Annotated in this window: 21 protein-coding genes; 14 read left to right on the top strand and 7 right to left on the bottom strand. The window is 63.8% G+C overall.

Annotated elements, in window-relative coordinates; translation table 11 throughout:
• Window positions 1-59: 59 nt before the first annotated feature.
• Both B4383_RS10790 and B4383_RS10785 read right to left on the bottom strand, forming a co-directional pair.
• Window positions 60-2,873 (bottom strand): MMPL family transporter, encoded by a 2,814-nt coding sequence (locus B4383_RS10790; RefSeq protein WP_078288110.1) that lies wholly within the window; start codon window positions 2,871-2,873, stop codon window positions 60-62.
• Window positions 2,870-3,313, bottom strand: a complete 444-nt coding sequence (locus tag B4383_RS10785; RefSeq protein ID WP_078288111.1) for an MmpS family transport accessory protein — start codon at window positions 3,311-3,313, stop codon at window positions 2,870-2,872. Before B4383_RS10785 ends, B4383_RS10790 begins: the two co-directional genes overlap by 4 nt.
• A 361-nt stretch (window positions 3,314-3,674) precedes the next feature.
• Between B4383_RS10785 and B4383_RS10780 the strand changes: the two genes are divergently transcribed.
• The 14 genes from B4383_RS10780 to B4383_RS10715 all read left to right on the top strand — a co-directional run bounded on the left by B4383_RS10780 (window position 3,675) and on the right by B4383_RS10715 (window position 17,042).
• Entirely contained in the window at window positions 3,675-4,166 is a 492-nt protein-coding gene (locus B4383_RS10780) for a MarR family transcriptional regulator (RefSeq protein ID WP_078288112.1), read from the top strand.
• Window positions 4,167-4,240: 74 nt separating this feature from the next.
• Entirely contained in the window at window positions 4,241-5,776 is a 1,536-nt protein-coding gene (locus B4383_RS10775) for an anthranilate synthase component I (RefSeq protein ID WP_078288113.1), read from the top strand.
• Window positions 5,769-6,401, top strand: coding sequence for a TIGR02234 family membrane protein (locus B4383_RS10770; protein WP_078288114.1), 633 nt, complete (start codon window positions 5,769-5,771; stop codon window positions 6,399-6,401). Before B4383_RS10775 ends, B4383_RS10770 begins: the two co-directional genes overlap by 8 nt.
• Window positions 6,402-6,494: 93 nt before the next feature.
• Complete coding sequence (gene trpC, locus B4383_RS10765; RefSeq protein WP_078288115.1) at window positions 6,495-7,313, top strand: indole-3-glycerol phosphate synthase TrpC; 819 nt, start codon at window positions 6,495-6,497, stop codon at window positions 7,311-7,313.
• A gap of 72 nt (window positions 7,314-7,385) precedes the next feature.
• Window positions 7,386-8,660, top strand: a complete 1,275-nt coding sequence (trpB, locus tag B4383_RS10760) for a tryptophan synthase subunit beta (RefSeq protein ID WP_078288116.1) — start codon at window positions 7,386-7,388, stop codon at window positions 8,658-8,660.
• A complete protein-coding gene (trpA, locus tag B4383_RS10755) occupies window positions 8,657-9,475 on the top strand; it encodes a tryptophan synthase subunit alpha (protein WP_078288117.1) in 819 nt (272 codons plus the stop codon). Before trpB ends, trpA begins: the two co-directional genes overlap by 4 nt.
• Window positions 9,472-10,500: a prolipoprotein diacylglyceryl transferase gene (gene lgt / locus B4383_RS10750; RefSeq protein WP_078288118.1), complete on the top strand. Its 1,029-nt coding sequence runs from the start codon at window positions 9,472-9,474 to the stop codon at window positions 10,498-10,500. The genes trpA and lgt overlap by 4 nt, the downstream gene beginning before the upstream one ends.
• Window positions 10,497-10,853 carry an NINE protein gene (locus B4383_RS10745; RefSeq protein ID WP_078288119.1) on the top strand — a complete coding sequence of 119 codons (357 nt, stop codon included), beginning with the start codon at window positions 10,497-10,499 and terminating at the stop codon, window positions 10,851-10,853. Before lgt ends, B4383_RS10745 begins: the two co-directional genes overlap by 4 nt.
• A gap of 90 nt (window positions 10,854-10,943) precedes the next feature.
• Complete coding sequence (gene sugE, locus B4383_RS10740) at window positions 10,944-11,258, top strand: quaternary ammonium compound efflux SMR transporter SugE (protein WP_078288120.1); 315 nt, start codon at window positions 10,944-10,946, stop codon at window positions 11,256-11,258.
• Window positions 11,259-11,345: 87 nt separating this feature from the next.
• Window positions 11,346-12,764, top strand: coding sequence for a pyruvate kinase (gene pyk / locus B4383_RS10735; RefSeq protein WP_078288121.1), 1,419 nt, complete (start codon window positions 11,346-11,348; stop codon window positions 12,762-12,764).
• 14 nt (window positions 12,765-12,778) lie between these two features.
• Window positions 12,779-13,648 (top strand): acyl-CoA thioesterase II, encoded by an 870-nt coding sequence (locus tag B4383_RS10730; protein ID WP_176126539.1) that lies wholly within the window; start codon window positions 12,779-12,781, stop codon window positions 13,646-13,648.
• Window positions 13,645-13,830, top strand: a complete 186-nt coding sequence (locus tag B4383_RS10725) for a PLD nuclease N-terminal domain-containing protein (protein ID WP_078288123.1) — start codon at window positions 13,645-13,647, stop codon at window positions 13,828-13,830. The genes B4383_RS10730 and B4383_RS10725 overlap by 4 nt, the downstream gene beginning before the upstream one ends.
• 51 nt (window positions 13,831-13,881) lie before the next feature.
• Window positions 13,882-15,291, top strand: a complete 1,410-nt coding sequence (locus B4383_RS10720; RefSeq protein ID WP_078288124.1) for a phosphatidylglycerol lysyltransferase domain-containing protein — start codon at window positions 13,882-13,884, stop codon at window positions 15,289-15,291.
• A gap of 56 nt (window positions 15,292-15,347) precedes the next feature.
• Window positions 15,348-17,042, top strand: a complete 1,695-nt coding sequence (locus tag B4383_RS10715; RefSeq protein WP_078288125.1) for a hypothetical protein — start codon at window positions 15,348-15,350, stop codon at window positions 17,040-17,042.
• A 3-nt stretch (window positions 17,043-17,045) separates the two neighbouring features.
• Here B4383_RS10715 and B4383_RS10710 read toward each other — a convergent pair whose 3' ends face one another.
• The 5 genes from B4383_RS10710 to B4383_RS10690 are packed head-to-tail and all read right to left on the bottom strand — an operon-like array spanning window position 17,046 to window position 23,335.
• Window positions 17,046-17,528 (bottom strand): DUF4190 domain-containing protein, encoded by a 483-nt coding sequence (locus B4383_RS10710; RefSeq protein WP_078288126.1) that lies wholly within the window; start codon window positions 17,526-17,528, stop codon window positions 17,046-17,048.
• Entirely contained in the window at window positions 17,525-19,177 is a 1,653-nt protein-coding gene (gene cydC / locus B4383_RS10705) for a thiol reductant ABC exporter subunit CydC (protein WP_078288127.1), read from the bottom strand. Before cydC ends, B4383_RS10710 begins: the two co-directional genes overlap by 4 nt.
• Complete coding sequence (gene cydD, locus B4383_RS10700; RefSeq protein ID WP_078288128.1) at window positions 19,161-20,825, bottom strand: thiol reductant ABC exporter subunit CydD; 1,665 nt, start codon at window positions 20,823-20,825, stop codon at window positions 19,161-19,163. Before cydD ends, cydC begins: the two co-directional genes overlap by 17 nt.
• Entirely contained in the window at window positions 20,822-21,850 is a 1,029-nt protein-coding gene (cydB, locus tag B4383_RS10695) for a cytochrome d ubiquinol oxidase subunit II (protein ID WP_078288129.1), read from the bottom strand. Before cydB ends, cydD begins: the two co-directional genes overlap by 4 nt.
• Before the next feature lie 30 nt (window positions 21,851-21,880).
• Window positions 21,881-23,335 carry a cytochrome ubiquinol oxidase subunit I gene (locus B4383_RS10690; protein WP_078288130.1) on the bottom strand — a complete coding sequence of 485 codons (1,455 nt, stop codon included), beginning with the start codon at window positions 23,333-23,335 and terminating at the stop codon, window positions 21,881-21,883.
• Window positions 23,336-23,417 lie beyond the last annotated feature (82 nt).

Raw genomic sequence — 23,417 nt, 5'->3', positions numbered from 1 at the left:
ACAGAGTGCCCCGCACGGCACGCCCGGGCCGCACATGCGGTCCCAGGCGTGCCGTCACATTAGCGGGCGGGTAGCGGGCGTGACCGGATCACCCGGGGCCACCAGAACAACGGCCCGAGCAGCCGGGCAATGGCGGGTGTGATGAATGATCGCACGATGAGCGTGTCCAGCAGCAGGCCAAGGCCGATGATGGAGCCAAGCTGGCCCACCGACAGCAGATCGCTGGACAGCATGGCCATCATCGTGGTCGCGAACACGATGCCCGCGGTGGTGACGACCTTGCCGGAGTTGGCCACCGCACGGATCAGACCAGTATTGAGCCCTGCCTTGCTTTCCTCCAGATAGCGGGAAATGAGCAACAGGTTGTAGTCCGACCCCACGGCCACCAGGATGATGAAGGTGATCGGCAGGTTCAGCCAGCTCAGTGGTATCCCAAGGAAGTGCTGCCAGACCAACACGGACAGGCCGAAGGCGCCCGAGTAGGAAAACGCCACCGTGCCGACGATGACCAGTGCCGCCACCACGCTGCGGGTGATCAACAGCATGACCAGGAAAATCAGTGCGAACGCCGCGATCGCCGCAATCAGGAGATCGGTCTTGGTGGCGTCCTGGATATCCCAGTACGTCGCCGCCGCACCGCCCAGATAGACCCGCGATCCGGCCAGGGTCGTTCCTTTGAGCGCCTCCTTGGCGGCGGGCAGATAAGCCTGCGCGTGCTGGATGCCTTCCTCGCTCAGTGCCTCACCGTCGTGGTAGATCATGTAGCGGGCGGATTTCCCGTCCGGTGAGACGAAGTACTTCAGGTCGATCTGGAAGTACGGATTGTCGAAGGCCTCCGGTGGCAGGTAGAAGAACTCGTCGTTCTTGGAACTATCGAATGCGTGTCCGAGGTCCATCATCTGGCGGCCCAACTCGTTCAGCTGGGTGAGCATCGGCCGCATGGTGCTCTGCTCGGTGAGCACCACCTTTCTCATGTTGTCCAGCTCGGCGGCACTCTTGCCGATGACCTCGACCAATTGCGGAGTGACCGCGTCCTGTATCAGCGCAGCCTTAAGGGTGTCGTCCACCGCATCGGTCATCGAATCGACCTGGTCGGTCATATCGAACAGCGACCTCATCGCCCAGCACATCGGGATATCCGCGCAGTGCGGTTCCCAGTAGAAGTAGTTGCGCAGCGGCCGGAACTGATCGTCGAAATTGGCAAGGGTGTCCCGCATGCTCACCGTGACGTCCTTCAACTCCTGCGCACCCTTGACGGTGATATGCGCCGCGCCCGCTTGCTGTCCGGTCAGCGCCTGTTGTTGGCGCATCAGGGTAGCCATCCGGTCAGTGATATCCGCCATGTCGGTGAACCGATCAGTGAGGTCCGTAAGAAACGGGACCAGTTCATTGATCTTGGTTCCCATGGTCCCCATCGTGTACGTGAAGGACGAATGCTCCAGCGGCGTGCCCAGTGGCCTGGTGACGCTCTGGATCATGGCGACTCCGGGCGTGTGGAACACCTCGCGCGCCACCTTGTCCAACGCGATCATGTCCGTCGAGTTACGCATGTCGTGATCGGATTCGATCATGAGCATGTCGCTGTTGAGCTTGCTCACGGGAAAGTGCCTGTCTGCCGCGGCATATCCCTGATTCGCCGGGACGTCGTCGGCGATGTATATCCGGTCGTTGTAGTTGGGACGGTACGACGGCAGCGTGATCGATCCGATCAGCACCACAACACTGCTCACCACGAGAATCCGGCCCGGCCAACGCACGGTGACGGTGCCCACCTTGCGCCAAATACCGGCACTTGCCTTGACTTTCGGTTCGAAGACCCCGAAGCGGCTACCCAGCGCCAGCACCGCGGGCCCAAAGGTGAGGGATGCCGCGACCGCGACGAGCGTCGCCGCCGCGCACGGGATGCCCATGGTGTTGAAGTAGTTGAGGCGCGTGAACTGAAGACAGAACGTCGCACCCGCGATGGCCAGGCCGGAGCCGAGGATGACGTGCGAGACGCCTTTCACCGCAGAGTAATACGCCGTCTCCCGATCCTCGCCCGCGTGTCGCGCCTCTTGGTATCTGCCGATCAAGAAGATCGCATAGTCGGTCCCAGCGCCGAGGATCAACGACACCAGGATGTTCGACGCGAAGACCGAGATCCCGATTAGCTTGTGATAGGCGAGGAACGCGACAACGCCACGCCCACAGGACAACTCGACCATCACCACCAACAGAGTCAGCAGGGCGGTGGCGACGGATCGGTAGACGATAAGCAGCATCACCGTGATGATGGCGATTGTCACGTACATCAGGCGGATCATGCTTTGGTTGCCCACCTGAAGCATGTCTGTGGATAGCGGGGCCGAGCCGGAAACGTACACCTTGACCCCGTTGGGGGGCTGGACCTCGGCGACCAGTGCGCGGACGGCACGGATGGATTCATCGGAGACCGTCGAACCCTGGTCGCCGGCGACCCGCACGAGGGTGTAGGCGGCCTGCCCATCGGAGCTCTGCACGCCCGCCGCGGTCGTGCCCTGGCCCCACAGATTCATCACGTATTGGACGTGCTTCTTGTCGTTCTCCAGCTTGCTGGCCAGGGTGTTGTAGAACGCGTGGTCGGCATCGTTGAGCTTGTGATCACCCTCCAGGATGACCATCGCCAGACTGTTGCTGTCCGATTCCTGGAACGATTCACCAATGTGAATCAGGGCCTTGGATGACGGTGCGTCGAGCGGAACCAGCGGACCCTGGTTGGCGTCGGTGACGGGTTCGAGCTGCGGGACCACGGTGTTGATCACGACGGTGAAGGCGGCCCAGGCGAGCACCACAAGTATGGAGAACCTGCGAATCGTCCTGGCGAACCACGGCTTCTGTGTGGAATGTGCGCTCATGCGGACAGCACCTGGCACCAGACACCGGCGTGCTCGCCGGTTGCGGTGTGCTCCGAGCGCACCAATCCATCAACGGTAATGCGGCAGCCGACATTTCGCCCCGCCACCTGTGCGGTGATATCGCCGGTCGCGGTCGTCAAGACGGTTGTCTCCGTATGTGTCCACGGCAACGCGGTGGGCTGAACATCGACCGGTCTGTTGTTGGTGTCCCAGTAGCTCACCCGAGCCCAACCGCCGTAGTCGCCAAACACCTCGTAGACGATGTTCTTGGGATTGAATTGGACGACGGCGAAATTGCCTCCGGGGCTGTGTGTGCGGTCCTGCGAGCCGAAAACCCCGTGTGCGAACTTGATGGCCAGCCCTGCGGTGAGGAGTATCGCCACGGACAGGAGCGGCAACCAGGCCTCATTGAGTACGCGACGGCTCCTGGAGATGCTCACGGCTAACCCTTTCAGTCCTTAGATACAGCCTTCGGGCATGCGGACATGGCGGTACGTCTTCGCGGCGTTACTGATGTCTTACTGCAAGAATGTGTCGGTCATCATTGACCCGTCGACGTTCCACGTCGCTCGTTCACGGATCTTTCGTCACAGCGCGGGCAAAGTCCTGAACGGATGCGTGATGAATACTATATAAGTTAAGTAATTGGTGTCTAGTCAGTGTGACGCAGACCGCGCCAGTCCGGTTGTCATGGATGTTGCCGAGCTTCAGGGTGGGGCGGTCAGAGTTCGATAGCCTTGGGTCGGCAAGTGTTTTTCCAGGTAGGCATCCCTCGGTCGAGAGGGTCCAAGAAGGGACGCGATGGTGGTCAAGGAGAGTTCGGTCACTGTGCGCGATTGGTCGCAGAACAGGCCCGATCTCGACACGGCCTCCATGGAAGTCGTCGGCTTGTTGAAGCGTGCCTCGGGTCTCCTTGCCCGCGCGATCGAACCCTTGTGCACATCCGCTTCCATCCCGGAGCCTGAGCACGACATTCTCATTGTGCTGCGATATCGAAAAGGCCCCGTCATCGCTCGTCACATCGCCGAAGAACTTGGTGTGTCACAAGCGTGGGTGAGCCGAACGCTACGCAAACTTGAGGAGCGTGGATATGTGACTCGGGAGGCCAGCGTCAATGATCGGCGAGCGGTCATCATCAGCATGACGGATAGCGGGCGCGCGGTGGTTGACGAGCACTTTCCTGAGCGGTTGCTTATCCAGTCCGCGGCGCTGGCCGGACTCGGCGACGATCGCGACGCCGTCGTGGGGGGACTGGAGCGCCTGGTGGAGTCCCTGCGGGCCTACGAGGGCTAGGTGAATCAGGGCCGGCCCGCCCGCGTCGGCAACGCGACCCAATCGGCTGGCGGGGGTCTGGGAGAATATCTTCCATGCATAGCACCGTCAGTGGCGCCGCGACCACGACCAGGGAAGAGTTCAACGCCCTGGCGGCGGCGCATCGGGTGGTGCCGGTGATCCGAAAAGTATTGGCCGACAGCGAGACTCCACTCTCTGCCTACCGCAAGCTGGGCGCCAACCGCCCCGGCACCTTCCTACTCGAATCGGCCGAGAACGGGCGGTCATGGTCGCGCTGGTCGTTCATCGGTGCGGGATCACCCTCGGCGCTGACCGTCCGGGACGGTCACGCCGCCTGGCTGGGGGCCACTCCCGAGGGGGCTCCCGTCGGTGGTGATCCTCTCGATGCGCTACGGGCCACGATGGACCTGCTAGCAGGCGAGGCGCTGTCAGACCTCCCGCCGCTGTCCGGAGGCATGGTCGGCTTCTTGGCCTACGACATCGTGCGCCGGCTGGAGCGACTTCCGCAGCAGACCACCGACGATCTGGGATTGCCGGATCTGTTGCTCCTGCTCGCCACCGACATGGCGGCCGTCGACCACCACGAGGGCACCATCACGCTCATCGCGAACGCGGTCAACTGGGATGACACCCCAGAACGTGTGGCCGAGGCGTATGACGGCGCGGTCGCGCGGCTGGACGTCATGACGGCGGCCCTAAGTCAGCCGCTGCCTTCCACGGTCGCCCACTTCGACCGTCCGGCACCCGCGTATCGCAGCCAGCGCACGGTGGAGGAGTACAGCGCCATCGTCGACAAGCTGGTTGGCGAGATCGAGGCAGGTGAGGCATTTCAGGTGGTGCCGAGCATGCGCTTCGAAATGGAGACCGATGTCGACCCGCTGGAGGTGTACCGGATTCTGCGGGTCACTAATCCCAGCCCCTATATGTATCTGCTCCACGCGCCGGATTCCGAGGGTGGGACCGCGTTTTCGGTCGTTGGATCGAGCCCGGAGGCGCTCGTCACGGTCAAAGACGGAGTGGCCACCACCCATCCGATCGCCGGAACGCGCTGGCGTGGCGCCACCGACGAGGAAGACACCCTGCTGGCCAAGGATCTGCTCGCGGACGAGAAGGAACTCTCTGAGCACCTCATGCTGGTCGATCTGGGCCGTAACGATCTTGGACGCGTCTGTACCCCGGGCACCGTGAAGGTCAGCGATTACAGCCACATCGAGCGCTACAGCCACGTCATGCATTTGGTGTCGACGGTTTCTGGACTGCTCGCCGACGGCAAGACCGCACTGGACGCCATCACCGCATGCTTCCCCGCGGGAACGCTGTCAGGCGCGCCAAAGGTGCGCGCCATGGAGCTCATTGAGGAAGTCGAGCTCACTCGCCGCGGCCTCTACGGGGGAGTGCTGGGGTACCTGGACTTCGCCGGAAATGCCGATTTCGCCATCGCGATCCGAACGGCGCTGTTCAAGGACGGTCGTGCCTACGTGCAGGCCGGCGGCGGCGTGGTGGCCGACTCCACGGGCGAGTACGAATACAACGAGGCCCGGAACAAGGCCACCGCGGTGCTCAATGCGATCGCGGCCGCCGAAACCCTCACGGGCGCTGCGGATGTCTGACCCGACTCCGCGGAATTCGGGCCGGAAGCGTCTCCTCACGGGGGCCGGACTGCTGCTGATCGCAGTAGGCGGGTTGTGGGGGGCTTCGAAGCTCACCTGGGTCCGCCTGAGGTCGTTCGACGGTTTGGGGGAGCCCCGAACGATTCTGGTGTCGGGCGCCGATTGGTCGGCCGCCCTGTTTCCGCTGGCTGTCGCCTTGGTCGCGGCGGCCATCGCCACCCTCGCGATCCGCGGATGGGCGCTGCGGATCTTGGCTGTCCTCGTGGCGATCATCGGGGCCGGCGCCGCCTACCTGGGCGTCAGCCTCTGGGCCATTCGCGACGTCGGACCCCGTGCGGCGGAGGTCAAGAACGTTCCGATATCCACCTTGATCGGTGCCGATCGGCTCTCCGCTGGAGCCACGACCACGGTCATTGCCGCCGTCGTGGCGGTACTGGCCGCCATTACGCTCCTGCGGGCGGCACGGGGAGCCGTGGACACGAAGTACCAGACCCCGGCCGCGCGGCGCACTGACGGCACCGATCCGGGAGATAAGACGCAGAGCGAGCGGGTGATGTGGGACAGCCTGGACGACGGGAACGACCCCACCCTCGGCCCGGCAGAGGGTGCATCCGGCGCGACCTGACCCGGTTTTCGTGTGTGACGCCACAGCGGCTACCCTCTGTGAAGTTCGAGTGCGCAGGCGCGGGGGCGCCGCAAGAAGGGAATCGTCGAGGTCATGAGTTCGGGAACCGTACTCGATTCGATCCTCGATGGCGTGCGCGCTGACGTCGCGGCTCGCGAAGCCGTTGTCGATCTCGCCACGGTCAAGGCGGCGGCCAAGGCCGCGCCCAAGCCACTCGATGTCATGGCCGCCCTGCGGGTGCCGGGTATCGCCGTGATCGCCGAGGTCAAGCGGGCCAGCCCGTCGCGTGGTGCGCTCGCAGATATCAGCGATCCCGCCGAGCTCGCGAAAGCCTATGAGGACGGCGGAGCTCGGATCATCAGCGTGCTCACCGAGGGCCGGCGGTTCCATGGAAGCCTCGATGATCTCGACTCGGTACGTGCTGCCGTATCAGTTCCGGTGCTGCGCAAGGACTTCGTGGTTGGTCCGTATCAGATTCACGAGGCGCGCGCCCATGGCGCCGACCTGATCCTGCTGATCGTCGCGGCCCTCGAACAGAACACACTTGTTTCTCTCCTCGACCGCACCGAGTCGCTCGGGATGACCGCGCTGGTTGAAGTACACACCGAGGAAGAGGCCGATCGTGCGCTGTCTGCCGGCGCCTCCGTCATCGGTGTCAACGCGCGCGATCTGAAAACTCTTGAGATTGACCGGGATTGCTTCTCGCGTATCGCACCCGGACTGCCCAGCGGCGTGATCCGTATCGCCGAGTCCGGCATTCGCGGGACCGCCGATCTGCTGGCCTACGCCGGTGCCGGTGCCGACGCCGTCCTGGTCGGTGAGGGATTGGTGACCAGTGGCGATCCGCGGGGAGCCGTCGCTGATTTGGTGACTGCGGGTACGCACCCGTCCTGCCCCAAACCGGCTCGCTAGTCGATGTCTGACGGTCTTCGCGCAAGCGGCTCATCCAAGTCTGACGGTCTTCGCGCAAGCGGCTCATCCAACATGAAGAACACCGGCCTACCGCAGATGAGCGCTGCGATCGCCGAGACCACCGCACATGATCCCGATGGTCGAGGACATTTCGGTCCGTATGGCGGCCGTTACGTGGCCGAGGCGCTCATGGCCGTCATCGAGGAAGTCACCGCCGCGTACGAGAAGGTCAGATCCGACCGCTCCTTCCTTGACGAGCTCGACCGGTTGCAGACGCATTACGTGGGCCGCCCGTCGCCGTTGTACGAGGCCGAACGTCTCAGTACCCATGCGGGCGGTGCGCGAATCCTGCTCAAGCGAGAAGACCTGAACCACACTGGTTCTCACAAGATCAACAACGTTCTCGGTCAGGTTCTCCTGGCCAAGAGGATGGGCAAGACCCGTGTCATCGCGGAAACTGGGGCGGGGCAGCACGGCGTCGCCACCGCCACCGCATGTGCGCTTCTGGGTATCGAATGTGTGATCTACATGGGGGCCGTCGATACGGCGCGCCAGGCGCTTAACGTCGCGCGGATGCGGCTGTTGGGATCGACGGTGGTGTCCGTGGAGTCGGGGTCGAAAACCCTCAAGGACGCCATCAACGACGCCATGCGCGATTGGGTGACCAATGCGCACAACACGTACTACTGCTTCGGTACCGCCGCCGGCCCCCATCCCTTCCCGGTGATGGTCCGTGATTTCCAGCGCATCATCGGTATGGAGGCGCGGGCGCAGGTACTGGATCAGGTGGGCAGATTGCCGGACGCTGTGGTGGCCTGCGTCGGCGGCGGCTCGAACGCGATCGGTCTCTTTCATGCCTTCATCGACGACCCGGCAGTCCGCTTGATCGGATACGAGGCCGCCGGCGACGGTGTCGAAACCGGAAGGCACGCCGCCACATTCACCGGCGGGACGCCGGGCGCCTTCCAAGGTTCCTACTCCTATCTGCTGCAGGACGAAGACGGTCAAACCATAGAATCGCATTCGATTTCAGCGGGTCTGGACTACCCAGGGGTGGGTCCCGAACACGCCTGGCTGCGCGAAACCGGCCGTGCGGACTACCGTCCGGTCACCGACAGCGAGGCCATGGACGCCTTCCTGCTGCTCTCTCGCGCTGAGGGGATCATTCCGGCGATCGAATCGGCGCATGCGGTCGCCGGCGCACTGAAACTCGGAGCCGAGTTGGGAGAAGGTGCGCTCATCATGGTGAACCTGTCGGGTCGCGGCGACAAGGACGTGGAGACCGCGGCCAAGTGGTTCGACCTCTTGGACAAGAACGGCACCGACCAGGATGGAACGAGGCCATGACGCAGCCCGGCCGCCTGACCGAAGTCTTCGACACGTGCCGCGCCGAGGGGCGCGCCGCGTTGATCGGGTACCTGCCCAATGGGTATCCCGATCTGGACACCTCGATCGAACTCATGACCACGCTGGTGCGGGGTGGGTGCGACATCATCGAGGTCGGGATTGCCTACTCGGACCCGATGATGGACGGCCCGATGATCGCGGCCGCCGCGGAAACCGCGCTCACCCACGGAGTTCGGGTGGCCGACGTCTTCACCACGGTCCGTGCCATTACCGAGGCAGGCGGGCACGCCGTTGTGATGTCGTACTGGAATCCGGTGCTGCGGTACGGAGTTGACGCGTTCTCGCGTGACCTCGCGGCGGCGGGGGGCCTCGGGATCATTACTCCCGATCTGATCCCCGACGAGGCGCAGGATTGGATCGCTGCCTCGGATGCGCATGACCTCGATCGCATCTTCCTGGTCGCGCCCTCATCCACGCCGGAGAGGCTGGCGATGACGATCGGCGCATGCCGGGGATTCGTCTACGCAGCCTCCACGATGGGCGTCACCGGCGCCCGCGATGCGGTCTCGAACGCCGCTCCCGCCCTGGTCAGCAGGGTTCGCGAAGTCTCCGATATCCCCGTGGGTGTCGGCCTTGGCGTGCGGTCCGGCGCGCAAGCAGCCGAGATAGCCGCGTACGCCGACGGTGTGATCGTCGGCTCGGCCCTGGTGGCGGCCGCTCCGCATGGTGCAACCGCCGTGCGTACCCTGACTGAAGAATTGGCTACCGGAGTGCGCCAGGGCATCGGCTCGGGGACAACAAGGACAACACTGTGACAGTCGTGAATCTGGCATACATCCCCAGCCCGCCCCAAGGGGTCTGGCATCTGGGACCGATCCCGATCCGCGCCTACGCACTGTGCATCATCGCGGGCATCATCGTCGCGTTGGTCATCGGTGATCGTCGATGGGAGCAACGCGGCGGCGAACGTGGCGTCATTTACGACATCGCGTTGTGGGCAGTGCCTTTTGGGCTGGTCGGTGGACGGCTTTACCACGTGATGACCGACTGGCAGACCTACTTCGGCCCGCACGGTAAGGGACTGGCCAAGGCGATAGCGGTCTGGGAAGGCGGTCTCGGCATCTGGGGCGCCGTTGCCCTCGGAGGTGTCGGTGCCTGGATTGCCTGCCGCCGCCGGGGAATTTCGCTGCCCGCGTTCGGCGACGCGATTGCGCCCGGAATCGTGCTGGCCCAGGCAATCGGTCGATTGGGTAACTACTTCAACCAGGAGCTCACCGGTGGCCCCACCACGATGCCGTGGGGGCTGGAGCTGTTCTACCGCCGTTCGTCCGACGGCACCGTTGACGTCCTCAACCTCAACGGTGTGTCTACCGGCGAGGTCGCCCAGGTCGTGCACCCCACCTTTCTCTACGAATTGTTGTGGAACGTCCTCGTTTTCGCGCTGCTGATCTTCATCGACCGGCGCTTCAAGATTGGTCATGGACGTCTGTTCGCGATGTACGTCGCGGCGTACTGCGTGGGACGCTTCTGGGTCGAGTTGATGCGCGTGGATCCGGCGACGCAATTTGGCGGGATTCGGGTCAACTCCTTCACCTCGACGGTGGTGTTCCTCGGCGCGATCGCCTACATCCTGCTGGCTCCCAAGGGCCGCGAGGACCCGGCGCCCCTGGGCGGCATCCCGGCGCAGCCCGCAGACGACGAATCTCCCGAGGCGTCTGTCGCGGAAGACGCGCAAGAGTCCGAAGCGGCGGAAGAAGACCTCACGAAAGACCCGGTGGCAGACACCGCGGAGGAATCGGCCGACGAATCCGGTGAGAACTCTGGCATTGTGGAGAAATGACCGAGAGCACTCCGCCTCCTTTCGGAACACCTCCGCCGGTGCCGCCACCGACTGGCATTCCGTATCCGCCGCCGTACGTGGATCCCGCCGCTCCCTATGGGCGGGACCCGGCCACGGGAGCGCCGTACTCCGATAAGTCGAAGCTGGTCGCCGGCCTGTTGCAACTGTTGGGACTGGTCGGATTCCTGGGCTTCGGCCGGATCTATCTGGGTCAGACGCTGTTGGGCGTTATGCAGCTGCTGATCGGCTTGGTGACGTTCGGAATCGTGGCAGTCATCTGGGCGATCGTCGATGCGGTCCTAATTTTCGGCGGCAAGGTCAGCGATAAGAGCGGTCGCCAGCTTCGGGACTAGCCCGGCGGGTGTGAGACAATGGTGATGACCGGGACGGCCCGGTCATTCTTCGCCAGGGGACGGCCTCACCGACATGCGGAGGTATCCCTCATGGTTTGGCTGGTCCTTCTTCTCGCGGGTCTGCTCGAGGTGGGCTGGGCCATCGGTCTGAAATACACGGAGGGTTTCACCCGGTTGTGGCCAACCGTCGGCACCGTCGGATCGATGATCGTCAGCATCGCGCTGCTCGGCCTCGCGATGAAGAGCCTGCCGGTCGGCACGGCATACGCGATCTGGGTGGGTGTTGGCGCTGTCGGCACCGCGATCCTGGGCATCGTGTTGTTCGGTGATTCGGCCAACGTCTGGCGGCTGCTCAGTCTCGGATTGATCGTCGCCGGCATTATCGGTCTGAAATTGGCCTCCTGACAACGTAAACCGGTCAAGGTAACCGCTGAGTGAATCGTGCCCGCACTGACTCGTGAGTAGGTACCACCACGACTATGCTCAAAAGTCGTGACGAGACGCGGAAAGATTGTTTGCACCCTTGGTCCTGCGACCGGTTCCGCTGAGCTTGTGCGCGAGCTCGTGGAATCCGGGATGGACGTCGCGCGACTCAACTTCAGTCACGGCGAGCACGCGGACCATGAGCAGAACTATCGCTGGGTGCGTAAGGCATCCGACGAGTCCGGGCGAGCGGTCGGTGTCCTCGCCGACCTGCAGGGTCCCAAGATCCGGCTAGGCCGGTTCGCCACCGGGTCCGCTCACTGGGCGACAGGCGAACAGATCAGGATCACCGTCGAGGACGTTGTGGGAACCCCGGACCGGGTCTCAACCACGTACAAGCAGTTGGCTGCCGATGCTGCCGTCGGCGACAGGCTTCTGGTCGATGACGGCAAGGTCGGGTTGACCGTCGAGGCCATCGAGGGCAACGACGTGGTGTGCCTGGTCACCGAGGGCGGTCCGGTCAGCAATAACAAGGGTTTGTCGTTGCCGGGGATGAACGTCTCGGCGCCCGCTCTGTCCGAGAAGGACATCGCGGACCTCGAATTCGCGCTGCGCCTCGGGGTGGACCTCATCGCGCTGTCGTTTGTGCGGTCACCCGGCGATGTGGAACTCGTGCACGCCATCATGGACCGCGTCGGACGTCGCGTGCCGGTGATCGCCAAGTTGGAGAAGCCTGAGGGTGTCGCCAACCTTGAGGCCATCGTGCTGGCATTCGACGCGATCATGGTCGCCCGGGGCGATCTCGGTGTCGAGCTGCCACTCGAAGATGTGCCAATTGTGCAGAAGCGTGCGATCCAGATCGCACGCGAGAACGCCCGTCCGGTCATCGTGGCGACCCAGATGCTCGAGTCGATGATCGAGAACTCGCGGCCGACACGTGCCGAGGCCTCGGATGTCGCTAACGCGGTTCTCGATGGCGCGGATGCCGTGATGTTGTCGGGGGAGACCTCTGTCGGCAAGTACCCCATGGAGGCGGTGCGGACGATGGCCCGCATCGTGTCCGCGATCGAGAGCCATTCGGTCAGCGCACCTCCGTTGACCCATGTGCCCCGTACGAAACGTGGCGTCATCTCGTACGCCGCGCGTGATATTGGCGAACGTCTGAACGCAAAGGCACTCGTAGCGTTCACGCAGTCCGGTGACACGGTGCGGCGGCTGGCGCGGCTGCACACCCCGCTGCCGGTGCTGGCGTTCACTCCGCTGCCCGAGGTGCGAAGCCAGCTGGCGCTCACCTGGGGAACGGAAACCTTCATCGTCCCGGTCATGGATACCACTGACGGCATGATCCAACAGGTGGATACGGCATTGCTGGCGATGGAGCGCTATCAGCGGGGGGATCTGGTGGTGATCGTCGCGGGTGCTCCGCCGGGGACAGTAGGCTCGACCAATCTGATCCACGTGCACCGGATCGGCGAGGACGACCACTAGGGAAGAGGATCAGCATCAGCAACGCACCTGATTTCGCACAGCTACTCGCGCTGCTGGAGCTGAAGAACCCCGAGACCGACCTGTTCATCGGCGGTCACCCCACCGTCAATCCGCCCCGCACCTTCGGCGGTCAGCTGATGGCGCAGTCCGTGGTGGCCTCTGGTCGCACCGTGTCGGAGGAGCTTTCGCTGGCGGCCATCTCGACCCATTTCATCAACGGTGGCGACCCGGCGCAGGACATCGAATTCCGGGTGCTGCGGTTGCGCGACGAGCGGAGTTTCGCCAATCGCCGCATCGACGCGGTCCAGGGGGACCTCTTGCTGTCCTCTGCATTGGTGTCCTATCTGAAGGACTCTCCGGGACTGGAACATGCCGTGAAGCCGCCCGCGGTGGCCGCCCCGGAAACACTGCCGAGCATCGGCGAGCACCTGGTCGGCTACGAGGAGACCGTGCCGATGTTCGTGGCCGCCCTCAAACCCATCGAATGGCGCTACGACAACGACCCCGCATGGGTGCTCAAGGCGAAATCTGAACGGCTGGAACATAATCGGGTGTGGATGAAGACGCACTCGCCGCTGCCCGATGATCCGGTGCTCCACAGTGCGGCACTGGTCTACTCCTCGGACACCACGGTGCTGGATTCGATCATCACCACCCATGGGCTGTCCTGGGGCTACGACCGGATCTTCGCGGCCACCATTAACCACAGTGTGTGGTTTCATCGTCCACTGCGATTCGATGACTGGGTGCTCTACGCCACCGAGTCGCCGGTTGCCTCGGCAGGCCGCGGAATGGGGGCGGGACGCTATTTCGATCGCGAAGGAGCGTTGCTGGCCAGTACTATCCAGGAAGGCGTTATCAAATACTTTCCGGGGCGGTCATGATTCGAATTCTTTCTCTGCTGGTGCTGGTTCTCACTGTCGTCACCATCATTTCCATTATCAAGGACCCGGTGAAGCCCAACGGCGAAAAGCTGCCGTGGGCCATCATCGTGCTCGTGTTCCCGATCTTCGGCCCCATTCTCTGGTTTGCCATCGGAAAGAGCGATCCCTCCGACCACTGGTAGCCACGGGAGTATCCTTAAGGTCCATGCAGGGCGACTGTGGGAGGTGACGGAATGCTCGAACCGTCAGCCGTTACCACTCATGTGCGTATTGCCGAACGCGTTGCAGTTCACAGTGATTCGCGGTGCGCGCGCTTCGTAAGTGCCGCCGCGGTTCTGTTTGTCGCGGGATGGCTGGTGCTATTGGTTGCCCATTCCGGATACCCGGTGCAACCCGATTTCGACGAAATCCTTTGGCCCCTCACCGTTCTGTTCTGCTTCGGGTTCATCGCCCGCGGTATCTTCTTGGGCCGGCCGGTCACCTACGGCCACGCGGCGTGGTCGGCGGCAGCCGTGCTGATCGCGCTGGGGGCCAGCATCCTGCAGTTCGAGCGCATCGGCGATGCGCTGGTCATCGCTGCCGGACTCATCCTGATGTGGCCGACGTCGGCGCCGGCACAGCCCGAAGCGTTGGCCCAGGTAGGCGCGCTGGTGGCCAGGACCAGTGACGACCCGCTAGCCGCCTTTGCCATGCACTCGCTCAAGTCCTATTACTTCAACGCCGATCGCACCGCGGCGATCGGCTATCGGACGCGCGCCGGTTTCGCCGTGGTGGGGGGAGATCCGATCGGAAATGAATCCGGGTTCTCCTCCCTGGTACGGGAATTTGCGGCCATGTGTCGCTCTCACGGCTGGCGCATCGCAGTGCTGGGGTGCAGTGAACGCCGCCTGCCGCTCTGGGGTGACGCGCGCGCCGTGGGCCATCCGCTACACGCCGTCGCGGTGGGTCGCGATGTCGTCGTTGACGTGCAGACCTTCGACATGGTGGGGCGCAAGTATCGGAACCTGCGCCAGGGCATGCAGCGCACGCACAACGCGGGGGTCACCACCGAGATCGTCGATGAGTGCAGTCTCGACGGTGCACTGCGCGCCGAACTTCAACAGGTGATGGAACTTTCGCATGGAGGTCGATTCGAGCGTGGGTTCTCGATGATCCTCGACGGCGCGTTACTCGGCCGTTATCCCGGCATCCGGTTGATCATTGCTCGCGACAATCTCGGTGTGGTGCAAGGATTTCACCGATACGCCACCACCGGGAGCGGCACCGATGTCTCGCTCGATGTGCCGTGGCGGCGCCCAGGTGCACCCAACGGCATCGATGAGCGACTGACCATCGACATGATCGCGGCCTCGAAGACCGAAGGAGCCCGCCGCCTGTCGCTGGCGTTCGCGGCATTCCCGGAGATCTTCGCTGAGAAGAACCGCACCCGGGCGCAGGAGCTCTGCTACTCGGCGATTCATGTGCTCGACCCGCTGATCGCGCTGGAGTCTCTATACCGTTACCTGCGCAAATTCCACGCGCTGGGTGACCGGCGCTACGTGCTCGTGCAGATGTCTACGGTGCCGCTGGTCGCATTCGCGTTGCTGAGCCTGGAATTCAACCCACGGTTGCGCCCCAAAACACCAGCTGAGGCGCCTGCGTAACAGGACATTAACGTTGGGAAAACGCGTACGACTTGGGCGATCGACAGGCTGTCCGCGTGACCGACACTCTCGATACGACTGCATCCGCACCCGTTTCGTCTGCTCCGTCCACCCACGATGCCGCGGAGAGCGCGGCCCTGCGGGAGACGTTGGAGGACTACACCCTTCGATTCGCTCCGCGGCGTTTCCGCCGGTGGAGCCCAGCGGTGGTGGGCGTGACCGCCCTTGGCGGCATCGCCTACCTGGCGGACTTCGCGATCGGCGCCAATATCGGAATCTCCTACGGCACCGGAAATGCGCTGTGGGGCATAGGGGTTTTCGCGGTCATCATCATCCTGACCGGAATCCCGGTGTCCTACTACGCGGCCCGCTACAACATCGATCTCGATTTGATCACGCGCGGAAGCGGATTCGGCTACTACGGCAGCATCGTCACGAACATCATCTATGCGACGTTCACATTCATATTCTTCGCGCTCGAGGGCTCGATCATGGCCCAGGGCCTCAAACTCGGGCTCGGGATACCGGTACCCATCGGATATGCGGTGTCCACCATCATCATCATTCCGCTGGTTATCTACGGGATGAAGGCGCTGTCGGTGCTCCAGGTGTGGACTACCCCGTTGTGGCTCGTCATGATGGTCATCCCGTTCGTGTATCTCGTGGTGCGCCACCCGGATTCGATCGGGACCTTCTTCGCCTACGGAGGCAAGGAGGCACAGGGGGTCAACCTGGGGTCGATCATGCTCGCCGCCGGTGTGTGCCTGTCCCTGATAGCGCAGATCGCCGAGCAGATCGACTATCTGCGGTTCATGCCGCCCAAGACGCCCGAGAACAGCCGCCGCTGGTGGACGGCGATGCTGTTGGCAGGGCCTGGCTGGGTGCTGTTCGGTGCCATCAAGCAGGTGATCGGGCTCTTCCTGGCGGTGTATCTGATCGCCAATGTGGCGGGCGGTGCCGCGGTGGCCAACCAGCCCGTGCACCAGTTCCTGGAGATCTACCAGAACATGATGCCGCATTGGCTGGCCATCACGCTGGCCGTGATTCTGGTCGTGATCAGCCAGATCAAGATCAACGTCACCAACGCATACTCGGGCTCGCTGGCCTGGACCAACTCGTTCACCCGCATCACCAAGCACTACCCGGGCCGGTTGATTTTCGTGCTGTTCAACCTGCTAATCGCGCTGGTGCTGATGGAAGCCAACATGTTTGACTTCCTGAACACCATCCTCGGGTTCTACGCCAACTGCGGCATGGCCTGGGTGGTGACGGTGGCGACCGATATCGCGATCAACAAGTACGTCCTCAAGATCTCGCCCATGGAGCCGGAATTCCGGCGCGGCATGCTCTACAACGTCAATCCGGTCGGATTCGTCTCGATGCTGCTCTCGGCAGGCATCTCGATCCTGGTCTTCTTCGGAGTATTCGGAGAGGCGATCCGTCCCTACTCGCCGATCGTGGCAGTCGTGATCGCCTTTGTGCTGCCGCCGATACTCGCGGTGGCCACGCGCGGTAAGTACTACCTGCGTCGCACCGATGACGGTATCGACCTGCCGATGTACGACGAATACGGGAACCCGTCGGATGAGTTGCTTCGCTGCGCGGTCAGCGGGATCGAGTTTGAGCGTCCCGACATGCTCGCCTCGGCCAAGCCAGGTCCCAACGGTGAAAAGCAGTACATCTCATCGCTGAGCCTGGCCACGGACCGCGGCGGCGAGCATGTGTTGCCTGCCGATCCGCCCACGCGGTAGGGATCACGGCTCGGGGGTACCGGCCTTCTGGTTCATTCGATTCTCGAAAGCGTTCTGGCATTGGGTGGCCTTGGCCTGATCGCCCTTCGCCTCAGAGATGCACGTGATGAAGTCGCTCAAACCGGCTGACTTCATGAAAACCAGGGTGAACACCAGAACCAGCGTCGACAGCAGTATGGCCAGGCTCCCGAGCGCGATGCCGGAGATCGCCACGCCCCGGTTGTTGGCCTCCGCGCGCTTGACTCTGCGCACGCCCACGATACCCAGGACCACTGCGACGAGCCCGCCGAGAAATCCGCCGAAGACGGTGCACGACAAGAGAATGGCGATGATTCCGACGACCAATGCACCCACGCCTAAGCCATTCTTGGGAGCCGGTGGGGGAGTCGGCACTCCCGGCGCGCTGTACGGGTACGGGTAGGGCGGGTATCCGGTGGGAGGCTGATACGGATGGTACGGCGGGGGCGGAGGCGGCGTTTCCGTCATACCTGCACTGTATCGCCGAGTTGGACGCGCTGGCAGGTCACTGAATCGGGTAGATGGTGGGTCGCCACCAGGACCGTCCGCCCCGCCAGCAGTGAGCTCTTGGCGTCCAACAACTCCCGCAGGAACGTCTCGGCGGCGGGTCCATCGAGATGTTCGGTGGGTTCGTCCAACAGCAGCACGGGTACCTTGGACAACAGCGCCCGGGCGAGCAGCAGCCGCCGGCGTTGACCGCCCGATACCGAGGCCGCACCTGCGGTCAACACCGTGTCCAGTCCATGCGGCAACGACTCGATCCAGGGACCGAGGCCAACCTCGGATAGCGCGTCGACCAGGTCGCCATCGGTCGCATCACCCCGAGCGATAAGAAGGTTATCGCGCACCGTGGTGGCGAACAGGTGCGCGTCCTCGGCGAAAAACCTGATGAGCGAGGGCAGCTCGGTGGGCGCAATGCTCTCGAGTGCGTCACCGTCAATCCGGATGGCGCCAGAGGTAGGCGATGCGAACCCGGCGAGCGTCGTCAGCAGGGATGTCTTGCCGATGCCGCTGGCACCGGTGATCGCCATCCGCGCACCCGCCGCCAACCGGAACGTCAGCGGGCCCGATATCGAATGACCTGTCCGCCAGCATAATTCGGCGCATTCGAGGGACATGCCCGACGTGTCGGAGTTCGGCATCACATCGACAGGCGCAGGAGCGTCGATCTCTCCGGCCGCCAGCACGTGGAGGTGTCGTGCCGATGCGCGCGAACGGGAGATCCCGATGGCCGCTGCAGGCAGCGCGGTGGAGGCCTCGAAGGCGGCCAGTGGCAACAGCACCAGAATGGCAAGGGTTGTCGGTGCGATGTACCCGGCGAGCTCGGCCGCCGCCGCCAAGGCCCCGACCACCGCGGCTCCCATGGCCAGGGTGGGTGCCGCCGCCGACCACGCGGCAGGACCAGCGGCAGCGTCCTGTGCCGCGGCCCAGTCCTTGCGGCGCTGGCGCGCTACGTCAAGCTGACGGGGGAGAAGGCCTCCTACCCGCAGTTCCGGCGCATGTTCGAGGATCTCGACCGTCGTCTCGGCCTGCAAGGCGCGAGCCCGGGCCCCGCGTGTCTCCCGTGCACTGGATGCGCGCGCCGCCAACGCCGGAGCCAGCACGTCGGCGACCAGTAGCGCACAGGCCAAGATGGCCGCGGCAGGTATCGATATCAGCGCGACCGCCACGGTGGCCGCGACCCCGAGCACCCCGGCCACCGCGACCGGGATGACGCTGCGGACGACTGTCTCGGCCAGTTCGTCGATGTCTGCGCCGATACGATCGAGCACCGCACCCTTGCGCAGGGCTCCGGCTGAGCCGCCGACCAGGCGCGCGTACACATGCGCGCGCACAGTGCCGGCGCCTCGCAGCGCGATGTCGTGACCGGCGAGCCGTTCGCAGTACCGCCAGATGCCACGCGAAATACCTAGTGCGCGCACCGCAACGACGGCTACGGACAGATCGAGAACCGGTGGCATCTGCCAGGCCCGGGTGATCAGCCATGCCGATAAACCGGCCAGTGCCAGCGCACTCCCCAGGGCCAAGACGCCATATGTCACGGCGATGGCCAGCCGTATCGGCCGTACCCGCAGCGCGATCAGCCAGTGCCGCAACGGATCAGAGGTGCGCGGCATGTCTTGCCTGCACGGTGAATACTGCGTCGGCGGCGGCCAGGACGGGCGCTCGATGGCCCACCAGTACCACCGTGGCACCGCGGCGCGCGCGGGCCACCAGTGCGGCCAGCACGGCGGCCTCGGTATCGGCGTCGAGGTGCGCCGTGGGTTCGTCGAGTAGCAGGATCGGCCGATTGGTACCGAGCGCACGGGCCAGGCACAGCCGCTGGCGCTCACCCAGTGACAGCCCGGCGCCGCCGGCACCCAGGCGGGTATCCAATCCGTCTCGCAGTGTCGCCAGTGTGCTGTCGAATTGGCTGTCGGCCAGGGCAGATTTCAGATCCTCCAGCGCCCCGAATATTTCGAGGTTCTCGCGCACTGTGCCGGGTATTAGCACCGGGCGTTGCGGCAGCCATCCGATCATCGACCACCACATATCGCGTTGGATCTGGTCAAGCGATACCCCGTCCACGAGTACCTGGCCCTGCGCGGGTGTGGTGAGGCCGGTAATCGCGTGCAGCACCGTCGACTTTCCGGCGCCATTGTGACCGGCGAGTACCGTGACAGCGCGGGCGCGGATTGTCGCGGTCAATTCCCATGGTGCATAACCACTTCGGTCAGCCACGCTGACCTCGTCCAGCTGGATCAGCGGATGCCTGCGGGGAACGACCGATCCACTATCGGCGGCCGGTCCACCGATGGTGTCCAGGAGTTCGAAGGCCTTGTCCGCGGCGGCCTTACCATCGGCGGCGCTGTGGAACTGGATTCCTACGCGCCGCAACGGCCAGTACACCTCGGGCGCCAAAATCAGCACCGTCAGCGCGGTGGTGAGATCGAGGTGTCCGAAGACCAGACGCATGCCAATGCTCACCGCGATCAGCGCCACGCTGAGCGTCGCGATCATTTCGAGCACCATCGCCGACAGGAACGCCACCCGCAGTGTGGCCATGACGGAACGGCGCTGCGAGGCACCGAGTTCAGTGATTCGGCGCAACGGCGTCGCGGTGCGCCCGAGTGCCCGGAGGGTCGGGATGCCCGTGATCACATCGAGAATCTGACCGGTGACGGCCGTTGAGGCGTTCAGCGCCGCCTCTGCACGATCCCGGGTGAGCAGGCCGATGAGAATCATGAAGATCGGTATGAGCGGCAGGGTGATGGCGACGATGATCGCCGATCGGATATCGGATAGAGCGATCACTACGGCTGCGGCGGGTGTCACGATGGCGGCGCTGAGGACCGCGGGCAGGTATCCGGCGAAGTAGGGGCGCAGGTCGTCCAGTCCCCGGGTCAATACCGTCGTGGTCGCGTCCCGACACCGCTCCAGCTCACGCGGTTGTGCCTGGGCCATCGTCGACAACAGCTGGTCGTCGAGGTCAGCGATGACGCCGGTCGCGCCCCGCTCGCTGAACCGGGTCTGCACACCCTGGGCCGCGGCCCGAAGAATCCAGAGCACGACGAGGATGCTGAGCGCCTGCCCCATATGGGCCATGTCGCGAGACGCCGGATCGGTGATCAGCCGGGCAAGAGCATGCGCCAGAACCACGGCGATCGCGAGCGTGCAGGCCGTCATCACCAGCTCGCAGAGCACCGTCAGGATCAGGTAGCGGCGGGCTGGGGCGCTGCGGCGCCACAGCCGCGGATCGACCGGGGCACCGCGCGATGTCGTCATCGCACGGGTAGCCCGACGGGGTCGGGAATCTGGTCGGCCGAGATGCGCTGCCGGAACACCCAATATGTCCAGCCTTGGTAGATCAGCACAACGGGAGCTGTGACCGCCGCCGCCCAGCTCATGACCCGGAGCGTGTAGGGGCTTGACGACGCGGATGTCACCGTCAGGTTGTAGGCCGGATCAAGGCTGGAGACAATGAGATTCGGGTAGAGGGAGCCGAACAACAGGATGACGACCGCGACCACCGTCAGGCACGTGCAGGCAAAGGCCCAGCCGTCACGAGAGATTCGCGACGCGGCTGCCGCACCCACCAGCGACAACGCGGCGATCACGAGCGCGATCCACGTCCAACTCTTGCCGTAGGCGAGCTGTGTCCATAATCCGTATCCACCGGACGCGACAATCACGGGAATCGCTAATGTGCGCGCTATCGAGACGGCGTCCTCGCGGACCGCGCCCGCAGTCTTGAGCGAGATAAACAGTGCACCGTGAAAGGCGAAGAGCGCCACGAAAACCACGCCGCCCAGCAGGACATACGGTCGGAGCACATCGCCGAGGGTGAGGGTGAGCTGCTTGGCGCTGTCCACCGGGAGCCCGGCGAGCAGTGAGGAGAACGCCACACCCCACAGCAGTGCGGGTATCCAGGATCCGATGGCTATCCCGAGGTCGCAGCGGGCACGCCAGCGGGGGTCGTTGATCTTTCCCCGCCATTCGATGGCGACGATCCGGACGATCATGGCCACAAGAATGAGCAGCAGCGGAAGGTATAGGCCGGAAAACACCGTCGCATACCAGTCAGGAAAGGCCGCGAACATCGCTCCGCCCGCGGTGATGAGCCAGACCTCGTTGCCATCCCATACCGGCCCGATGGTGTTCAGGACGGCTCGCCGCCGGCGATCGTCACCGCGGCCGAGTGGGTGCATGAGCATTCCGACACCGAAGTCAAAACCTTCGAGTACGAGGAAGCCGAGAAATAGCGCCGCTACGACGATGAACCAGAACTGTTGCAATGTGGTCGGATTCATGTTCGGAACCTCCTTACTCGACAGGTTGGACTAGTAAGCGAAGGACAGCGGCTTGAGGCTGTCGTCATCGGTGACCGGTGGTGCGGGTTCGGTGTCATGTTCCAGCGGTCCTTCGATGGTGTATCGGCGGATGAGCCAGAACCACACCACACCCAGTGCGCCGTAGAGGAGGGTGAACGTGATGAGGGAAAGCCACACCGTCGCCGCGGAATGGTGGGACACCGCCATGTCGACGGTAAGCCGGATTTGTTCCACTCCCGTGGGATTGGGGGCAACCACCCAGGGTTGCCGCCCCATCTCGGTGAACACCCACCCGGCGCTGTTGGCCAGGAAGGGGGTCGGAATGGCCAAGATTGAGAGCCAGGCGAACCAACGCTGGTTGGGGATACGCCCGCGCCGGGTGACCCACAGTCCGGCCAGTGCGAGCAGTGCCGATCCCGCGGCCAGACCAATCATCGCGCGAAAGGCCCAGTAGGTGACAAAGAGATTCGGGCGATAGTTACGCGGGCCGAATTTCTGCTCGTATTCCTTCTGCAGGTCTTCTACGCCCTTGAGGGTGACGTCGCTGAACTTCCCCTCGGCCAGGAACGGCAGGACATAGGGCACCGAAATGGCGTGTATGACGCTGGCGCAGTTGTTGTGGGTACCCACGGTCAACACCGAGAACTTGGGATCCTTCTCGGTGTAACACAGGGATTCGGCCGAGGCCATCTTCATGGGCTGCTGCTGGAACATCAGCTTGCCCTGGACGTCCCCGGTTGCCGCCAGGCCGACCCCGGACAGGATCATGACCGCACACGCGCCGATGGCGGCGGGCCGATACATCGTGCGCGCATCCTCCAGAGTGCCGAGCTTGTGTGAGCGGACCATCCACCAGCCACAGATGCCGGCGACGAATGTTCCTGCCGTGAGCAAGGATCCGGCGACAGTGTGCGGGAAGGCGGCCAAGGCCGTGTTGTTGGTGAGGAGCTCGGTGATGCTGGTCAGCTCCGCTCGCCGGGTTTCGGGGTTGTAGACGGCACCCACCGGGTGCTGCATGAACGAGTTGGCCGCAATGATGAAAAAGGCCGAGGCATTGACTCCGATCGCCACCATCCAGAGACACCCCAGGTGCACCAACTTGGGTAGGCGCGTCCATCCAAATATCCACAAACCCAGGAAGGTTGACTCCAGGAAGAAGGCCACGAGCCCTTCGAGAGCAAGGGGAGCGCCAAATACGTCACCCACGAAGCGGGAGTACTCGCTCCAGTTCATCCCGAATTGGAATTCCTGCACGATGCCGGTGGCGACACCCAACGCGAAGTTGATGAGAAACAGCTTGCCGAAGAACCGGGTCAGGCGGTACCAAGCGTTATTGCCGGTGACGACCCACGCCGTCTGCATGATCGCTAGCAGCGGTGCCAGCCCAATGGTCAACGGCACCAAGATGAAGTGGTACACGGTGGTGATGCCGAATTGCCATCGGGATACATCCAGGGCGTTCATCGCCACCTCCTACGACGCAGCGTAGTAGTAGTTGCTATCTGAGATCAACGCGATACGGGCCACATTTACTAATACGCCAACG

The organism is Mycobacterium sp. D16R24 (assembly GCF_002013385.1).
GTDB lineage: Bacteria > Actinomycetota > Actinomycetes > Mycobacteriales > Mycobacteriaceae > Mycobacterium.
This window is presented reverse-complemented; position numbering and strand designations above follow the sequence as displayed.

Excerpts from the sequence above, each read along its gene's own strand:
- cydC (WP_078288127.1), bottom strand. The coding sequence starts at position 19,177 with ATGCCGCGCACCTCTGATCCGTTGCGGCACTGGCTGATCGCGCTGCGG.
- sugE (WP_078288120.1), top strand. The coding sequence starts at position 10,944 with ATGGTTTGGCTGGTCCTTCTTCTCGCGGGTCTGCTCGAGGTGGGCTGG.
- B4383_RS10690 (WP_078288130.1), bottom strand. The coding sequence starts at position 23,335 with ATGAACGCCCTGGATGTATCCCGATGGCAATTCGGCATCACCACCGTG.
- trpC (WP_078288115.1), top strand. The coding sequence starts at position 6,495 with ATGAGTTCGGGAACCGTACTCGATTCGATCCTCGATGGCGTGCGCGCT.
- B4383_RS10725 (WP_078288123.1), top strand. The coding sequence starts at position 13,645 with ATGATTCGAATTCTTTCTCTGCTGGTGCTGGTTCTCACTGTCGTCACC.
- B4383_RS10790 (WP_078288110.1), bottom strand. The coding sequence starts at position 2,873 with ATGAGCGCACATTCCACACAGAAGCCGTGGTTCGCCAGGACGATTCGC.
- B4383_RS10710 (WP_078288126.1), bottom strand. The coding sequence starts at position 17,528 with ATGACGGAAACGCCGCCTCCGCCCCCGCCGTACCATCCGTATCAGCCT.
- trpB (WP_078288116.1), top strand. The coding sequence starts at position 7,386 with ATGAAGAACACCGGCCTACCGCAGATGAGCGCTGCGATCGCCGAGACC.
- B4383_RS10780 (WP_078288112.1), top strand. The coding sequence starts at position 3,675 with ATGGTGGTCAAGGAGAGTTCGGTCACTGTGCGCGATTGGTCGCAGAAC.
- trpA (WP_078288117.1), top strand. The coding sequence starts at position 8,657 with ATGACGCAGCCCGGCCGCCTGACCGAAGTCTTCGACACGTGCCGCGCC.
- B4383_RS10775 (WP_078288113.1), top strand. The coding sequence starts at position 4,241 with ATGCATAGCACCGTCAGTGGCGCCGCGACCACGACCAGGGAAGAGTTC.
- cydB (WP_078288129.1), bottom strand. The coding sequence starts at position 21,850 with ATGAATCCGACCACATTGCAACAGTTCTGGTTCATCGTCGTAGCGGCG.
- B4383_RS10745 (WP_078288119.1), top strand. The coding sequence starts at position 10,497 with ATGACCGAGAGCACTCCGCCTCCTTTCGGAACACCTCCGCCGGTGCCG.
- B4383_RS10770 (WP_078288114.1), top strand. The coding sequence starts at position 5,769 with ATGTCTGACCCGACTCCGCGGAATTCGGGCCGGAAGCGTCTCCTCACG.
- B4383_RS10720 (WP_078288124.1), top strand. The coding sequence starts at position 13,882 with ATGCTCGAACCGTCAGCCGTTACCACTCATGTGCGTATTGCCGAACGC.
- cydD (WP_078288128.1), bottom strand. The coding sequence starts at position 20,825 with ATGACGACATCGCGCGGTGCCCCGGTCGATCCGCGGCTGTGGCGCCGC.